At 62.6% G+C, this 16,228-nt stretch carries 12 protein-coding genes, 2 tRNA genes and 2 rRNA genes; 10 read left to right on the top strand and 6 right to left on the bottom strand.

Annotated features, from left to right (window positions below):
• Positions 1–17 precede the first annotated feature (17 nt).
• The 4 genes from V6W80_RS18520 (at position 18) to rrf (ending at position 3,649) form a co-directional block, all read left to right on the top strand.
• Positions 18–94, top strand: a tRNA-Ile gene (locus tag V6W80_RS18520).
• 6 nt (positions 95–100) lie between these two features.
• Positions 101–176 (top strand) — tRNA-Ala (locus tag V6W80_RS18515).
• Positions 177–481: 305 nt separating this feature from the next.
• Positions 482–3,374 (top strand): 23S ribosomal RNA (locus V6W80_RS18510).
• Between the two features lie 159 nt (positions 3,375–3,533).
• Positions 3,534–3,649, top strand: a 5S ribosomal RNA gene (rrf, locus tag V6W80_RS18505).
• A 431-nt stretch (positions 3,650–4,080) separates the two neighbouring features.
• On the opposite strand, the gene cmoB is transcribed toward rrf, so the two are convergent.
• The 4 genes from cmoB to lon all read right to left on the bottom strand — a co-directional run bounded on the left by cmoB (position 4,081) and on the right by lon (position 8,691).
• Positions 4,081–5,049, bottom strand: a complete 969-nt coding sequence (gene cmoB, locus V6W80_RS18500; RefSeq protein ID WP_338545043.1) for a tRNA 5-methoxyuridine(34)/uridine 5-oxyacetic acid(34) synthase CmoB — start codon at positions 5,047–5,049, stop codon at positions 4,081–4,083.
• Positions 5,046–5,783, bottom strand: coding sequence for a carboxy-S-adenosyl-L-methionine synthase CmoA (cmoA, locus tag V6W80_RS18495; RefSeq protein WP_160924604.1), 738 nt, complete (start codon positions 5,781–5,783; stop codon positions 5,046–5,048). Before cmoA ends, cmoB begins: the two co-directional genes overlap by 4 nt.
• A gap of 63 nt (positions 5,784–5,846) precedes the next feature.
• On the bottom strand, positions 5,847–6,239 hold the full coding sequence (locus V6W80_RS18490) for a protease inhibitor I42 family protein (RefSeq protein ID WP_160924603.1): 393 nt from the start codon (positions 6,237–6,239) through the stop codon (positions 5,847–5,849).
• Positions 6,240–6,300: 61 nt separating this feature from the next.
• Entirely contained in the window at positions 6,301–8,691 is a 2,391-nt protein-coding gene (gene lon, locus V6W80_RS18485; RefSeq protein ID WP_160924602.1) for an endopeptidase La, read from the bottom strand.
• Positions 8,692–8,919: 228 nt separating this feature from the next.
• On the opposite strand from lon, the gene V6W80_RS18480 reads away from it, so the two are divergent.
• The 5 genes from V6W80_RS18480 to V6W80_RS18460 all read left to right on the top strand — a co-directional run bounded on the left by V6W80_RS18480 (position 8,920) and on the right by V6W80_RS18460 (position 13,676).
• A complete protein-coding gene (locus V6W80_RS18480; RefSeq protein WP_338545042.1) occupies positions 8,920–9,585 on the top strand; it encodes a methylamine utilization protein in 666 nt (221 codons plus the stop codon).
• A complete protein-coding gene (locus V6W80_RS18475; RefSeq protein ID WP_184285730.1) occupies positions 9,569–11,887 on the top strand; it encodes an EAL domain-containing protein in 2,319 nt (772 codons plus the stop codon). The genes V6W80_RS18480 and V6W80_RS18475 overlap by 17 nt, the downstream gene beginning before the upstream one ends.
• Positions 11,884–12,735 carry a DUF3034 family protein gene (locus tag V6W80_RS18470; RefSeq protein ID WP_338545041.1) on the top strand — a complete coding sequence of 284 codons (852 nt, stop codon included), beginning with the start codon at positions 11,884–11,886 and terminating at the stop codon, positions 12,733–12,735. The genes V6W80_RS18475 and V6W80_RS18470 overlap by 4 nt, the downstream gene beginning before the upstream one ends.
• Positions 12,735–13,160, top strand: coding sequence for a group I truncated hemoglobin (locus V6W80_RS18465; RefSeq protein ID WP_338545040.1), 426 nt, complete (start codon positions 12,735–12,737; stop codon positions 13,158–13,160). The genes V6W80_RS18470 and V6W80_RS18465 overlap by 1 nt, the downstream gene beginning before the upstream one ends.
• Before the next feature lie 78 nt (positions 13,161–13,238).
• Positions 13,239–13,676: a DNA methylase gene (locus V6W80_RS18460; protein ID WP_338545039.1), complete on the top strand. Its 438-nt coding sequence runs from the start codon at positions 13,239–13,241 to the stop codon at positions 13,674–13,676.
• Between the two features lie 51 nt (positions 13,677–13,727).
• On the opposite strand, the gene V6W80_RS18455 is transcribed toward V6W80_RS18460, so the two are convergent.
• Positions 13,728–14,834, bottom strand: a complete 1,107-nt coding sequence (locus tag V6W80_RS18455; protein ID WP_156522384.1) for an alpha/beta hydrolase — start codon at positions 14,832–14,834, stop codon at positions 13,728–13,730.
• A gap of 100 nt (positions 14,835–14,934) precedes the next feature.
• On the opposite strand from V6W80_RS18455, the gene V6W80_RS18450 reads away from it, so the two are divergent.
• Positions 14,935–15,144: a hypothetical protein gene (locus tag V6W80_RS18450; protein ID WP_017639836.1), complete on the top strand. Its 210-nt coding sequence runs from the start codon at positions 14,935–14,937 to the stop codon at positions 15,142–15,144.
• Here V6W80_RS18450 and V6W80_RS18445 read toward each other — a convergent pair.
• On the bottom strand, positions 15,141–16,124 hold the full coding sequence (locus V6W80_RS18445; RefSeq protein ID WP_338545038.1) for a DctP family TRAP transporter solute-binding subunit: 984 nt from the start codon (positions 16,122–16,124) through the stop codon (positions 15,141–15,143). The two genes, V6W80_RS18450 and V6W80_RS18445, sit on opposite strands and share 4 nt — an antisense overlap.
• Between the last annotated feature and the right edge of the window lie 104 nt (positions 16,125–16,228).

The raw sequence follows: 16,228 nt of genomic DNA, 5'->3' as shown, positions 1-16,228 counted from the left end.
CTCAAGGTAAGACGATTGGGTCTGTAGCTCAGTTGGTTAGAGCGCACCCCTGATAAGGGTGAGGTCGGCAGTTCGAATCTGCCCAGACCCACCAATCGATGGGGCCATAGCTCAGCTGGGAGAGCGCCTGCCTTGCACGCAGGAGGTCAGGAGTTCGATCCTCCTTGGCTCCACCATCTCCACCTACCGCTAACGCGATTGCTTGAAAGCTCAGAAGTGAGTCTTTGACTTCTCCCTACCGTCAGGTAATGAGAAGGATGCAAATGCTGACTTCTGGTCTTTGATCAGAACTGTTCTTTAAAAAATTGGGAAAGTGATAGAAGTAGACTGCATTAACTGTTTTCACTGGCAGTTAGTGTCGTCAAGGTAAAATCTTGCGAACTCAAGCGCAAGTTTTCGGCGAAATGTCGTCTTCACTCATTTAACGCCCTGCAGATCGGTAGCGTCCTTGTGACGCCGGCGAGATTGCTTGGGGTTATATGGTCAAGTGAAGAAGCGCATACGGTGGATGCCTTGGCAGTCAGAGGCGATGAAAGACGTGATAGCCTGCGATAAGCTTCGGTGAGGTGGCAAATGACCTGTGACCCGGAGATCTCTGAATGGGGGAACCCACCTAGCATAAGCTAGGTATCTTAACCTGAATCCATAGGGTTAAGAGGCGAACCAGGGGAACTGAAACATCTAAGTACCCTGAGGAAAAGAAATCAACCGAGATTCCCTTAGTAGTGGCGAGCGAACGGGGACCAGCCCTTAAGTTGATTTGAGAGTAGCGGAACGCTCTGGAAAGTGCGGCCATAGTGGGTGATAGCCCTGTACGCGAAACGCTCTTATCAATGAAATCGAGTAGGACGGGGCACGAGAAACCCTGTCTGAATATGGGGGGACCATCCTCCAAGGCTAAATACTCCTGACTGACCGATAGTGAACCAGTACCGTGAGGGAAAGGCGAAAAGAACCCCGGAGAGGGGAGTGAAATAGAACCTGAAACCGTATGCGTACAAGCAGTGGGAGCCCACTTTGTTGGGTGACTGCGTACCTTTTGTATAATGGGTCAGCGACTTATTTTCAGTGGCGAGCTTAACCGAATAGGGGAGGCGTAGCGAAAGCGAGTCTTAATAGGGCGTTTAGTCGCTGGGAATAGACCCGAAACCGGGCGATCTATCCATGAGCAGGTTGAAGGTTAGGTAACACTGACTGGAGGACCGAACCCACTTCCGTTGAAAAGGCAGGGGATGACTTGTGGATCGGAGTGAAAGGCTAATCAAGCTCGGAGATAGCTGGTTCTCCTCGAAAGCTATTTAGGTAGCGCCTCATGTATCACTCTGGGGGGTAGAGCACTGTTTCGGCTAGGGGGTCATCCCGACTTACCAAACCGATGCAAACTCCGAATACCCAGAAGTGCCGAGCATGGGAGACACACGGCGGGTGCTAACGTCCGTCGTGAAAAGGGAAACAACCCAGACCGTCAGCTAAGGTCCCAAAGTCCTGGTTAAGTGGTAAACGATGTGGGAAGGCTTAGACAGCTAGGAGGTTGGCTTAGAAGCAGCCACCCTTTAAAGAAAGCGTAATAGCTCACTAGTCGAGTCGGCCTGCGCGGAAGATGTAACGGGGCTCAAACCAGGCACCGAAGCTACGGGTATCACCTCTGGTGATGCGGTAGAGGAGCGTTCTGTAAGCCTGTGAAGGTGAGTTGAGAAGCTTGCTGGAGGTATCAGAAGTGCGAATGCTGACATGAGTAACGACAATGCGAGTGAAAAACTCGCACGCCGAAAGACCAAGGGTTCCTGCGCAACGTTAATCGACGCAGGGTGAGTCGGTCCCTAAGGCGAGGCTGAAAGGCGTAGTCGATGGGAAACGGGTTAATATTCCCGTACTTCTAGTTACTGCGATGGGGGGACGGAGAAGGCTAGGCCAGCTTGGCGTTGGTTGTCCAAGTTTAAGGTGGTAGGCTGACTGTTTAGGTAAATCCGGACGGTCAAGGCCGAGAGCTGATGACGATCCTTCTTTTAGAAGGAGAAGTGGTTGATGCCATGCTTCCAGGAAAAGCCTCTAAGCTTCAGGTAACTAGGAACCGTACCCCAAACCGACACAGGTGGTCGGGTAGAGAATACCAAGGCGCTTGAGAGAACTCGGGTGAAGGAACTAGGCAAAATGGCACCGTAACTTCGGGAGAAGGTGCGCCGGTGAGGGTGAAGGGTTTACCCCGTAAGCTCATGCCGGTCGAAGATACCAGGCCGCTGCGACTGTTTATTAAAAACACAGCACTCTGCAAACACGAAAGTGGACGTATAGGGTGTGACGCCTGCCCGGTGCCGGAAGGTTAATTGATGGGGTTAGCGCAAGCGAAGCTCTTGATCGAAGCCCCGGTAAACGGCGGCCGTAACTATAACGGTCCTAAGGTAGCGAAATTCCTTGTCGGGTAAGTTCCGACCTGCACGAATGGCGTAACGATGGCGGCGCTGTCTCCACCCGAGACTCAGTGAAATTGAAATCGCTGTGAAGATGCAGTGTATCCGCGGCTAGACGGAAAGACCCCGTGAACCTTTACTGTAGCTTTGCACTGGACTTTGAGCTTGCTTGTGTAGGATAGGTGGGAGGCTTTGAAGCGTGGACGCCAGTCTGCGTGGAGCCATCCTTGAAATACCACCCTGGCAACCTTGAGGTTCTAACTCTGGTCCGTTATCCGGATCGAGGACAGTGTATGGTGGGCAGTTTGACTGGGGCGGTCTCCTCCTAAAGAGTAACGGAGGAGTACGAAGGTGCGCTCAGACCGGTCGGAAATCGGTCGTAGAGTATAAAGGCAAAAGCGCGCTTGACTGCGAGACAGACACGTCGAGCAGGTACGAAAGTAGGTCTTAGTGATCCGGTGGTTCTGTATGGAAGGGCCATCGCTCAACGGATAAAAGGTACTCCGGGGATAACAGGCTGATACCGCCCAAGAGTTCATATCGACGGCGGTGTTTGGCACCTCGATGTCGGCTCATCACATCCTGGGGCTGAAGCCGGTCCCAAGGGTATGGCTGTTCGCCATTTAAAGTGGTACGCGAGCTGGGTTTAGAACGTCGTGAGACAGTTCGGTCCCTATCTGCCGTGGACGTTTGAGATTTGAGAGGGGCTGCTCCTAGTACGAGAGGACCGGAGTGGACGAACCTCTGGTGTTCCGGTTGTCACGCCAGTGGCATTGCCGGGTAGCTATGTTCGGAAGAGATAACCGCTGAAAGCATCTAAGCGGGAAACTTGCCTCAAGATGAGATCTCACTGGAGCCTTGAGCTTCCTGAAGGGCCGTCGAAGACTACGACGTTGATAGGTCGGGTGTGTAAGCGCTGTGAGGCGTTGAGCTAACCGATACTAATTGCCCGTGAGGCTTGACCATATAACACCCAAACAATCTGACCGCAGGTCAGAGCGTGAGGAAGACGACGCCGAAAACCGGCGCGTGGGTTCGCAAGACCCAAGACGAGTTGTCTACTTCGATCACCGACCCAATTAGGCCAGCCAGGCAGCTCCAACGCCTGGCCAGCCAACCGAATTGCTTGACGAACATAGAGCATTGGAACCACCTGATCCCTTCCCGAACTCAGAAGTGAAACGATGCATCGCCGATGGTAGTGTGGGGTTTCCCCATGTGAGAGTAGGTCATCGTCAAGCGCCTAACACCCAGCACCCCCGCTCAGTTCATTCTGGCGGGGGTGTTGTCTTTGGGGCGGGAAAAGTTTGGTCGGACGCCAGGGTGCTTGGGATTGCCCTCACCCTAGCCCTCTCCCGGGGGAGAGGGGACGGGGGCGGTGCGGCTGGGCGCTTTAGGGCTACCTGACCGCCAGGTTGCGGCTTGAGGTCTGTAAGAGCACCGACAGCCCGGCTGTGCCGGGCTGTCGTGTTTAAAGCGCGGCAAGGGACCGGCGTAGGTTGGTGCTGAGTCCAGCGAAGCCCAACGATCAGGTCTGCTGCAGGGATCAAGCGAGCTGCGACGGGGCGTTGAGGGGGCGAGGTTGGCTTCCGGATGTTGGGCTTCGCTGTGCTCAGCCCAACCTACAAAGACAGAGCAAGAAAAAGCCCGGCATGTGCCGGGCTTTTTGCGTTCAGGGTTTGCGGGCGATCAGGGTGGCGCGCAAGGGGGCGGGAAGCCCTTCGACGGTACGGCTGGGGTCCTCGGGGTGGAGGAAGTCCGGTAGCGACTGGAAGCCCATCCACTCGGTGGAGCGCTGTTCGTCTACCGTTGTAGGGGTCAAATCCACCAGGCGGATGTCACGATAGCCGGCGCGTTGCAGCCAGAGTTGCAGGGCGGCGGCGGAGGGCAGGAACCAGACGTTGCGCATCTGGGCATAACGGTCTTCGGGGACTAGGACGGTGGTGGCATCGCCTTCGACGACCAGGGTTTCCAGGACCAGCTCACCGCCGCTGTCGAGGCAGTTCTTCAGGTCCAGCAGGTGATCGATGGGCGAGCGGCGATGGTAGAGCACGCCCATGGAAAAGACGGTGTCGAAGCCGCCGTCCAAGGCAGGCAACTCTTCCAGGGTCAGCGGCAGGTGCCAGGTGGGCAGGTCGGGGAGATAGCGCCGCAGGGCCTGGAACTGGCAGTGGAACAGCCAATTGGGATCGACGCCCAGGACCAGGCTGGCCCCCGCGCCGAGCATGCGCCACTGGTAGTAGCCGTTGCCGCTGCCGACATCCAGAACGCGCTTGCCCTGCAGATCCAGATGGGGGGCGACCCGGTCCCATTTCCAGTCGGAGCGCCATTCGGTGTCCAGATGAAGATCGAACAGCTGGAAGGGGCCTTTGCGCCAAGGTCGCAGTTGCAGCAGCGCTTCGCGCAGGGCCTGGTGCTGCTCCGCGGAAGGAAAACCGGCGAGGCGCACGGCCTCACGCAGCTCGATACCTTCCACCGCGATCTCGGGCAGGGCGTCGACGCCAGCTTGCCAGCGTTGCAGGTCACCATGGCCGCGGGCGTACTTGGCGGCCAGAACGCTTTCGAGCCCCTGGTACCAGCCGGCCAGCGAGGTGTCCGCCAGCGTTTGTTGCAGGGTTGCGAGGTAGGCAGGTGGTGTCATGGCAGGGCGATCAGGGAGGTGAAGTTGAGGCATTGGAACCAGGGCACGACGGTGGTGAAACCGGCACCCTGCAGGCGCGCCCGGTGTTCGTCCAGGGTGTCGGTCAGCATGACGTTTTCCAGCGCGGTACGTTTCTGGGCGATTTCCAGTTCGCTGTAGCCGTTGGCTCTCTTGAAGTCCAGGTGCAGGCCGTTGAGCAGCTCTTGGGTCTGGGACTCTGAAAAGCGGATCTTTTCCGACAGCAGCAGGGCGCCACCGGGTAGCAGGTTGGCGCGCAGCCGACTGAGCAAGTCCAGGCGCTGTTTCGGGGCGATGAATTGCAGGGTGAAGTTGAGGGCGATCACCGAGGCTGATTCGAGCGGGACGTCGAGGATATCGGCTTCCACCACTTCTACCGGCAGCAACTCCTCGTGCATGGAGTCCTGAGCGCTGAGGTATTCGCGGCAGCGGGTGACCATGGCGGTGGAGTTGTCGATGGCCACCACCCGGGTACCCTCGGCGCGGACATGGCGGCGCAGGGCCTGGGTCACGGCGCCCAGGGAACAGCCGAGGTCATAGAGACGGCTATGGGGCTGGGCGAACCGTGCGGCGATGACGCCGAGATTCTCGACGATGGTGGGATAGCCCGGCACGGATCTCTTGATCATGTCGGGAAAGACGCGCACCACGTCTTCGTTGAAGGTGAAGTCGGCAGGAGGCTGCGGCGACGCGAACAGACGGTCGGCTTCGCTCATGGGCGGTACCTGGAAAATCGAAAGGGGGCATTGTACCCCCGGCAGGCGTTGCAGGACGTGGCGTCAGCGGATTTCGATGCGGCAGTCGAAGCGGGCCTGGGCTTCGGCTTCGGCATCCCAGGGCTGGCGCGCCTGGAGTTCGAGCTGGGCGCTGCCGGCGCTCTGGGCGCGGAAGCGCCAGAGGGACTGACCGGCGCTGCCGATGCCGCCCTGATCCTGGCGCCTTTCGCGAAAGACTTCCGGACCAAGTTGCTTGAGGTTGTCGCTGCGCTGGAGGATGGTCCAGCGGTAGCCACTGGTGGGATCGCTGGGCAGGGTCAGGGTAAGTTCCTGGCCGGTGTGCATGACCAGCGGGGTGCAGTCGCTGTCGTCCCCTAGGATGAGGTTGCCACTCGGCTGGGTACTGCTGCAGCCGGCCATGAGCAGACAGCCGCAGAACAGAAGACGGTTGGACATGAAAACCTCCGGGGTATGACGGCAAAACGCAGAGCATACCCCAAGAGGTCGAGCGATCAGACTAGAAGAGCACCTTGGCCACGTCGGCGAATCGCTTGGCGAAGTGAACGGTCAGGCCTTCCTTGAGATAGGCCGGCAGCTCTTCGAAGTCACCACGATTGGGCTCCGGCAGGATCAGTTCGCTGATCTTCTGCCGTCGCGCGGCGATGACCTTTTCCCGGACCCCGCCGATGGGCAGTACCTGACCGGTGAGGGTCAGCTCGCCGGTCATGGCCACGTTCTTCTTCGGCGCCTGGTTGCGGGCCAGCGACAGCAGCGCGGAGGCCATGGTGACACCGGCGCTGGGACCGTCCTTGGGCGTGGCGCCTTCGGGCACGTGCAGGTGAACGAAGGCCTGATCGAAGAAATTCGGATCGCCCTTGAAGTCCTTGAGGTGCGCGGTGACGTAGCTGTAGGCGATCTCGGCGGATTCCTTCATGACGTCACCCAGCTTGCCAGTGAGCTTGAAGCCCCGGTTCAGGGTATGGATGCGCGTCGCCTCGATGGGCAGGGTGGCGCCGCCCATGCTGGTCCAGGCCAGGCCGGTGATGATGCCCACCCCGGACAGCACCTGCTCCTTGCGGAAGGGCGGCATGCCCAGATAGTCCTCGAGATCCGAGGCACCGATCTTGACCTTGAGCTTGGGCTCTTCGATGAGCTTGACCACCGCCTTGCGCACCAGCTTGCCCAGTTGCTTCTCCAGCTGGCGCACGCCGGCTTCGCGGGCATAGCCTTCCACCAGGGCCTTGAGGGCGCTGTCGGTGAGCGTCAGGCGATCCTTGGGCACCCCGGCCTTGTCCAGCTGCTTGGGCCAGAGGTGGCGCTTGGCGATGGCCTGCTTCTCTTCGGCGATATAGCCGGAGAGGCGGATGACCTCCATGCGGTCCAGCAGGGGGCCGGGGATGGAGTCCAGGGTGTTGGCGGTACAGACGAACAGCACCTTGGACAGGTCCAGGCGCAGATCCAGGTAGTGGTCGAGGAAGTCGACGTTCTGTTCCGGGTCCAGGGTCTCCAGCAGCGCCGAGGCGGGATCACCCTGATAGCTCTGGCCCATCTTGTCGATCTCGTCGAGCATGATGACCGGATTCATCACCTTGACGTCGCGCAGCGCCTGGACGAGCTTGCCGGGCATGGCGCCGATATAGGTGCGGCGGTGGCCCTTGATCTCGGCTTCGTCCCTCATGCCGCCGACGCTGAAGCGATAGAAGGGCCGGCCGAGGGATTCGGCGATGGATTTGCCGATGCTGGTCTTGCCCACCCCGGGCGGACCCACCAGCAGCACGATGGAGCCGGTCACTTCGCCCTTGAAGGCGCCCACGGCAAGAAATTCAAGGATGCGATTCTTGATGTCGTCGAGCCCGGCGTGGTGGCGGTCGAGCACCTTGCGCGCGTGCTTGAGATCGAGCTTGTCCTGCCCATGAACGCCCCAGGGCAGGTCGGTGGCCCAGTCCAGGTAGTTGCGGGTGACGCCGTATTCCGGCGAGCCGGTCTCGAGGATGGACAGCTTGTTCAGCTCGTCGTCGATGCGCTTCTGCGCCGCCTCGGGCAGGATCTTGCCCTCCAGGCGCTGGCGGAAGCTTTCGATATCGCTGCTGCGATCGTCCTTGGTGATGCCCAGCTCCTGCTGGATCAGCTTGAGCTGTTCCTTGAGGAAGAATTCGCGCTGGCGTTCGTTGATCTTGCGATTGACCTCGGCGGACAGCTCCTTCTGCAGGCGCGCGACCTCGACCTCCTTGCGCAGCAGCGGCAGGACCTTTTCCATGCGTTGCAGCATGGGCACGGTATCGAGCACCTGCTGCAATTCGTCGCCCGGCGCCGTGGTGAGGGCGGCGGCGAAGTCGGTCAGCGGCGAGGGATCGTTGGGGCTGAAGCGATTGAGATAGTTTTTCAGCTCTTCGCTGTAGAGCGGATTGAGCGGCAAGAGCTCCTTGATGGCGTTGATCAGCGCCATGCCGTAGGCCTTCACCTCGTCGCTGGGATCGGGGCTGGGGCGCAGGTGTTCGACTTCCACCAGATAGGGTGGGCGCTGCCGACGCAGCCAGCCGCGGATACGCACCCGGGACAGCCCCTGGGCGACGAACTGCAGCTTGCCGTCCTGACGGGTGGCATGGTGGATGCGCACCAGGGTGCCGTGCTGCGGCAGCTGGTCGGGATCGAAGCCCTCGGCATCGCCGGGCTGCTGCTCCATGTAGAACAGCGCCAGGCAGTGGTGGTCGGTCTTGGCCACCAGTTCCAGGGTTTCCGCCCAGGGCTCTTCATTGACGATGACGGGCAGGACCTGGGCCGGGAAGAAGGGCCGGTTGTGGATGGGAATGACGTAGAGCTTGTCGGGAAGATTCTGGCCGGGCAGCACCAGGCCGGTCTGGCCGGCTTCTTCGCTGAGAATGTCCGCTTGGTTATCCTGATCGCTCATTGGCGTACCTTGGGCTTGGATGTAGGGCCAACATGGGGCGAGGGCGCTGGTTTTTCAACGCAGGCAAAGATCTGTCCTTCTTGACCGCCGGGTACCGCTCGAAGTGCGACGGTCGGCGCAACGAGTGGTCGCTGCCACGATAAAGATTCCCCCGGCACTGCCGCTAAAGCTGAGGTCACGCCGCAAAGCCGGCGAGAGATCCGAAAGGCGCGCGGTGGAGAGCAGCGGGTGAACAAGCATTGGGTGGTAGCGGGATGGCTGGCCTTGGGCCTGGGGACGGCACAGGCGGCTGAGGTCGCGGTACAGGTGGTCGACAGCCAGGGCGCTCCCCTGGCCGATGCCGTGGTGATGCTGTCGGGCCAGGGGCTGGTGCCCGAGCGGCAGCCGGCGGCCATCGACCAGCAGAATCGGCGGTTCGTCCCCCATGTCCTGGCAGTCGCCACCGGGACGGCGGTGAGCTTTCCCAATACCGATGATATCCGCCACCAGGTCTATTCCTTTTCCAGCCCGAAGCGCTTCGAGTTGCCGCTCTATCACGGGATTCCCAGCACCCCGGTGGTGTTCGACCAGCCGGGCGTGGTGGTGGTGGGCTGCAACATCCACGACTGGATGGTGGGCTACGTCTATGTGACCGCTGCCGGGCGCTCCGCCGTGACCGACAGCCAGGGCCGCGCCCGCCTGGAGGCGCCGGACGGTCATTATCAGCTGGCGCTCTGGCATCCCGACCTCAGCGACAAGCAGGAAGTTGCCCAGCCCGCACTGGACGTGGCGGGCAAGCCGGTGACCCTGAAACTCCAGCTGGCGATTCAGCCGAAGCCGCAGCCGGCGGAACCGGCGAGCTCGGCTTTCGAGGATGCCTTCCACAAGGCCACGCACGATGAAACTCATCCATAGTTTCCAGACCCGCATCGCCGGCAGTCTCTTCCTGCTGATGCTGGTGGTCATCACCTTGGTCTATCTGACGGTCAAGGCCGCCACCGAGGCCAGTGCCGTACGGCAGTCCTATGACCAGCTCGATACCGGGGCGCGGGTGTTCCGCCAGGTACTGGACGGCCGCTGCCGGCGGCTGAACGACGCCGTGCGCGTGCTCGCCGCCGATTTCGGCTTTCGCGACGCCGTGGCCAGTGGCGATGTACCGACGCTGCGCTCGGTGCTGGCCAATCATGGCGCCCGGGTCGGCGCGGGCGATACCTATCTGTTGGATATGGACGGTCGGTTGATCGCCAGCACCGTGGCCGCGCACAGCGAAGGCGAGCGCCTCCCCGGCGCGGTGGGGGCGGTCAATGACGGCAGCTGTGTGCTGGCGGGCACCGGCCTGCCACAGTTGCGGGTCACCGTTCCGGTCCGCGCGCCCTTGCCCATCGCCCAGGTGGTGATGAGCTTTGCCATGGATCAGGCCATGGCCCAGGAGTTTCGCTCGCTGATCAACCTGGACGTGGTCTTCCTTGGCGAAGCCGCGCTCATGGCCAGTACCCTGCCGGACGAGCAGGGGCGGCAGCTGGTGCAGGAACTCGCGCGGGCACCAGGGACCGGCGACGGTTGGCAGCTGACCCTGGGTGGCCGGCTCTATCAGGTCAAGCGATTGACCCTGGGGACCCAGGACCATCCGGTGTACGTCTATCTGCTGCGCGCGCTCGACGTCGCCCTGGCGGAGTTCGAGCCCTTGCTCAGGCAGCTGGCGCTGATCGCCGGAGGGGCGCTGCTGGCGGCGCTGCTGGGGGCGTTATGGCTGGCGCGCAACCTGGCCCAGCCGCTGCGGCAGCTGTCGGTCATGTCCTGGCGGATCGGCCAGGGCGATTACGCGGTCAAGGTGGAGGTGCCGCGGCAGGACGAATTCGGTCGGCTGGCGCAGGTGCTCGAGGAGATGCGCCAGGGAATCGCCGAGCGTGAGCAGCGCCTCAATCACAATGCCCTGCACGATGCCCTGACCGGTCTGCCCAATCGCTTGCTGGCCGAGGAGCGGCTGCGGGTCTTTATCGCCACCCAGTCCCAGGTGTCGCTGCTGTACCTGGGGCTGGATGGTTTCCAGGCGATCAATGAGAGCGCCGGGGTCGCCGGGGGCGATCGCATCCTTAGGATGGTGGCCGAGCGCGCCCAGGTGCTGCTGGCCGGCCGGGGCTGCGTCTCGCGCCCGGTAGGTGACGAATTTCTCGTCCAGGCCTGTCGCATGGGCCTGGAGGGCGCGGTGGGACTCGCCGAGCAGCTGCGCCTGTCGCTGGCCGAGCCGATCGAGTGGGAAGGGCAGTTGTTCCGCCTCAGTTGCCGGATCGGCGTCGTCGAGTATCCGCGCCACGGCGACGACCCTAACCAGCTGATCGAGCGGGCGCGCAGTGCCATGCTCGACGCCGGGCAGTTGCCGGATCGCCTGCGTGTCTATGATGAAGGGCGCGATGCGGCCCAGCAGCGGCGTCTGCAACTGGTCCAGGATCTGCCGCTGGCGGGCGAGCGGGGTGAATTGATGCTGGTGTTCCAACCCAAGGTGGCCCTGCAGGGCAGCGGACCGCACCAGGCCGAAGTCTTGCTGCGCTGGCGCCATGCCGAGCTGGGCATGGTCTCGCCGGGCGAATTCATTCCTCTGGCCGAACGCAGCGGCAGCATGGCCGGACTCACCCGTTGGGTGATCCAGGCGACGATCCGGCAGCTGGCGCTCTGGCAGACCCAGGGCCGCGAGGTAAAGGTGTCGCTGAACGTCTCGGCGGTGGATCTTGCCGATACCCAGCTGCCCGAGCGGGTGATGGGTTGGCTCGATGACGCCGGCGTCTCGGCGCGGCAGCTCACCTTCGAGATCACCGAGAGCGCCATCATGGCCGATCCCGAAGCCGCCATCGCGCTGCTGACGCGGCTGTCCATCCTCGGCATCCGGCTATCGGTGGACGACTACGGCACCGGCCAGGCGTCGCTGGCGCACCTCAAGCGGCTGCCGGTGGACGAATTGAAGATCGACCAGTCCTTCGTGAAGGAGCTGGCGCCGGGCAACGATGACGCCGTCATCGTGCGTTCGACCATCGAGATGGGCCACAACCTGGGCCTGGAGGTGGTCGCCGAGGGCGTCGAGGAGGCCCGGGCGCTGGCCCTGCTGCGCAGTTGGGGGTGCGATGTGATCCAGGGGTACTACATCAGCCGTCCCGTGCCGGCCGCTGAATTCGAAGCCTGGATGGAACGGCAGAGCATGCCGGTGCTGGAAGCGCTGTCATGAGCCGCGGCTGGCTACTGGCCGGGCTGCTGCTGGCGACCGGCGTCCAGGCAGATGGCGGCAAGCTGTTGGCTACTGGGGGAGCCAGCAGTCTGGAAGGCGCCGCGGGCGGTGGCATCACGCCCTGGGCGGTGATCGGTGGCTATGGCGAAAGCGGCCAGCCCGGCGCGACCGCCTTCGCCAGCCGGGTGTGGACGGGTGACTACCGGCTCGATGCGGCCGGCCTGGCGGTTGCCTACGACAATCGATTGGAGGTTTCCTATGCGCGGCAGCGGCTGGATATGCCGACCCTGCGCCGACGGCTGAATCTTACCGAAGACAGCCTCAGCCAGGACATCGTCGGCGCCAAGGTGCGCCTGGCGGGTGACCTGATCTACGACCGGCTACCGCAGATCGCCCTGGGCGTGCAGTACAAGCATCAACGGGATTTCGGCATTCCTGCTGCCGTGGGCGCGCGGCGCGACAGCGATGTCGAGGGCTACCTGGGCGCCAGTCGGCTGTTGCTGGGTGGCGCCTTCGGCTACAACCTCCTGATCAACGTCGGTCTCAGGTACAGCCGCGCCAACGAGATGGGGCTGCTGGGCTTCGGCGGCGATCGCAACGACAGCCGTCAATGGCTCAAGGAGGGCTCGGCCGCGGTGTTCTTCAATCCTCGCTGGGCGGTGGGCATGGAGTATCGCGAGAAGCCGCAGAATCTGTCCTTCACCCGGGAGAGTGACTGGGTGGATACCTTCGTCGGCTATTTCCCCAACAAACACCTGTCGCTGGTGCTGGCCTATGCCTGGCTGGGCGAGATCGCCACCCTGGACGATCAGCAGGGTCTATACCTGTCGTTGCAGGGGAGCTACTGATGCAGGGGAAAACGCTGGTACTGGTTGCGCTGCTGCTGATGCTGGGGTGCACGGCCCAGCCGCCGGCGAGTGATCGGCTCTATCAGGAGCTGGGTGGCCAGCCCGGCATCACCCGGATCGTCGAGGGCATGCTGCTCAATGTAGCGCGTGACGGGCGGATCCGGCACTACTTCGCCAATGTCGATATCGCGCGCCTGCGCAGTCTGCTCATCCAGAAATTCTGCGCTGATGCGGGCGGTCCCTGTCGCTATGAAGGGGCAAGCATGGCCGAAAGTCATCGCGGTCTGAACCTGCAACCCGCCGACTTCAATGCGCTGGTAGAAGACCTGCAACTGGCCATGCAGCGTGAGGGCATCCCGGAGCGGACACAGAATGCCCTGCTGGCGCGCCTCGCGCCGCAACGCGGCCAGGTGATTCGCCAGTAGCCTGCCGGCTGTCGCTGTTTTCGAACCTCAGCCGTGCGAGATCCTCCCTAGGCAAGACGCCTACGCGAGGGATACGGCTTGAGCAAGACGACTTCAGCGGCCGATCTCGGCCTGACGCTGGCGGTGGACGACGAACCGGCGCTATTTGGCTGGTTCCTGGCGAGCTACCTGTTCGGCAAGCGCATCTCCCAAGGCATCGCCGCCCAGGCCTGGACGGTGCTCTATCGCCAGTACGGTCGCGACACGCCGCGCAAGCTGCTCGATCTCAGCTGGCGGCAACTGGTCGGCTATCTCGGCGAAGGGCATTACCGGCGTTATGACGAGAGCACGGCGACGCGCCTGCTGGACGTCTGTCACCAACTGCAGGAGGAGTATGGCGGCAGCTTCGTGAGATTGCGTGACGCCAGTACGGACCGTGTGGATTTCGAGTCACGTCTGCAGCGGCTGAAGGGGGTAGGGCCCAAGACCTGTGAGATCTTCATGCGCGAAGCAGGGCCGCTATTATTTCCTGACTGAATGCACACCGCCGGCACGGGGCCGGCGGTGGTCAGGACGAGCGAGCTGCGATTATTTGCCCAGGTCGGCCTTGAGGCGGCTGCCGGCATAGGCCTGGGCGTCCTTGGCTTTTTGCACCACGGCAGCGGTGCCGAAGAACTCATGGGTGACGCCTGGATAGACCTTGCGCTCCACCTGGACGCCAGCCTGGCGCAGGGCGGTCTCCAGGAAGCCACCGTCGTCACGCAGGGGATCGATCTCGGCATTGACGATGGTCACCGGCGGCAGGCCGGCTAGATCGGCCTTGGTCAGATCCAGGCGTGGATCCTTGAGGTCCGCGGGCGAACGGGTCACCTGCTCGACGAACCACAGCATCATGGGTCGATTGAGCGGCTTGGCGTCGTCGTACTGCTCATAGGATGGGGTGTGGGTGTTGGTCTGGGCCACCGGATAGACCGACAGTACGTGCTTGGGTGCGGTGAGACCGGCCTTGTGCGCGGCGACCGCGGTCGCTACCGCCAGGTTGCCACCCGCGCTTTCACCGGCCAGGGCCAGACGCTGGGGATCGCCATTGAGCGAGCCGGCATGGGTGGTCACCCAACGGTAGGCGGCCAGGGCGTCGTCGTGGGCCGCTGGAAATTTGTATTCTGGCGCTTGACGATAATCCACCGAGACCACGATGGCATTGGCCTGCTTGGCCAGGCCCCGGGCACCACCGTCGTAGACGTTGCGATCGGCGAACACCCAGCCGCCGCCGTGGAAGTAGAGGATGACTGGGAAAGGACCCTGGCCCTCGGGGGTATAGATGCGCGCCGGCAGGACCCCGGCAGCACCGTCCACGGCGCGGTCGACGCTGGTCACGCCAGGCACCAGCGCCTCGGGTTGGGTGGGACGACCTTGGTCCTGCAGGACACCCTTGACCGCATCGGCGATGGTAGGCTGTTTGCGTGCCTCCTGGGCAGTGAGTTTCTCCACAGCCTTGGGATCGAAGCTGGCGTACTTGTTCAGCACCTTCTGCATGTCGGCATCGGTGCGCGCCATGCTCTTGGCATTGCTGACGGCCTCGGCGCCCAGTGAACGTTTTTCCGGATCGCGGGCACAGCCGGTCAGGGCAAGGCCGGCACCCACCAGAGCCAGGGCGAGGAGGGTAGGTTTGCTACGCAAGAGGGACAGCGACATGGCAGAGATCCTGTGCGAATTCGGGAGGCTTACCCTGAAATCGACACGGTTATCGCACGAGAGGTTCCGACGGGCCGCTGGCAGGCGTCTGGCGATCATTGTGCTGGGTCTGCTGGGCACCGAGGCCTTCGCCGAGCCAGCGGCCTATTGGCGCTGGCGGAGCAACGCGGACGGTCAGGAATTCTGTACCCAGACGCCGCCAGGGCCGGGCTGGGTCCGAGTCGCCGGCCCCTTTCGCGATCTGCAGTGCCGTGAGCCGGGTAGCCTGCCCCTGCGCCGCTGGGCCGAGCCGCCGCAGCAACGGTTCTAGTTCGAGTTCTCGGCGGCCTTGAGCAGGGAGGCGCCGAGTTCGCCTTCGTAGCGCTGCCACACCGGACGCATGGCCTCACGCCAGTGCGTCCGTTGCTCGGGGGTGAGGGTGATGATCTCGCTACCGCCCGCGGCGGCGATACGCGCGCGATCACGCTGGTTTTCCGCCTCGGATTGCTTCTTCACCTCGAAGGTCACCTGGTCGATGATCTCCTCCAGGGTGCTGCGCACGGCGAAGGGTAGGGTACGCCAACGGTCGGCCTTGACGATCAGCAGGTAGTCCAGGGCGCCGTGATTGCTTTCGGTGAAATAGCGTTGCTGCTGGTCGAGGCGCTGGCTCCAGTAGTTGGACCAGGTGTTCTCGGTGGCATTGACGGTGCCGCTGGTGAGCGCCTGCAGGGTCTGGTTGAAGGGCAGCTTGACCGCCGTGGCGCCGAGGGCCTCGAACTGGCGTTGCAAGACCTCGGAATTCTGGATGCGGAACACCAGCCCCTTGGCATCGATGGGTTCGCGCAAGGGCTTGCGCGCCGACAGTTGCTTGAGACCGTTGGGCCAGTAGGCCAGGCCGATGATGCCGGCCGGTTCCAGGCTCTGCAGCAGCTGGCGACCACTGGGGCGGGCCTGGAAGTGATCGAGGGCCGCGCGACTCTCGAAGAGGAAGGGCAGGTCGAACAGCTTGAGCTTGGGGCTGAGGTCGGTGAGCTTGCTGATCGCCGGTGCCAGGATATCGACCTTGCCGTCCTGCAGGGCTTGCAGTTCGCTGGCGTCGTCGAAGGCCGTGCCGCTGGGCATCACCTCCAGCTGGACCTGACCGGCGAGGCGTTGCGCCACCAGTTGTTGGAACAGCTGAGCCCCCTTGCCCTTGGGGGTCTCCGGTGCCACCACATGGGAAAACCTCAGAGTAATGACGTCAGCGTAGCTGGACGTCATGGGCAGGGCAGCGGAGAGCAGGGCGCAGAGGCCCAGGATCGACGGTTTCATGGCAGGTCCTGGTGGTTATTCTTGGAATCCTTATAGGCGTACTTTACCAGTGCGACGTCAGGTCACAGGGCCTGTGGGAAGGCGTTGGCTGCCGTTTGGCGGAT

Origin of the sequence: Pseudomonas benzopyrenica (assembly GCF_036884265.1) — a bacterium.
Classification (GTDB): Bacteria; Pseudomonadota; Gammaproteobacteria; order Pseudomonadales; family Pseudomonadaceae; genus Chryseomonas; species Chryseomonas benzopyrenica.
This window is presented reverse-complemented; position numbering and strand designations above follow the sequence as displayed.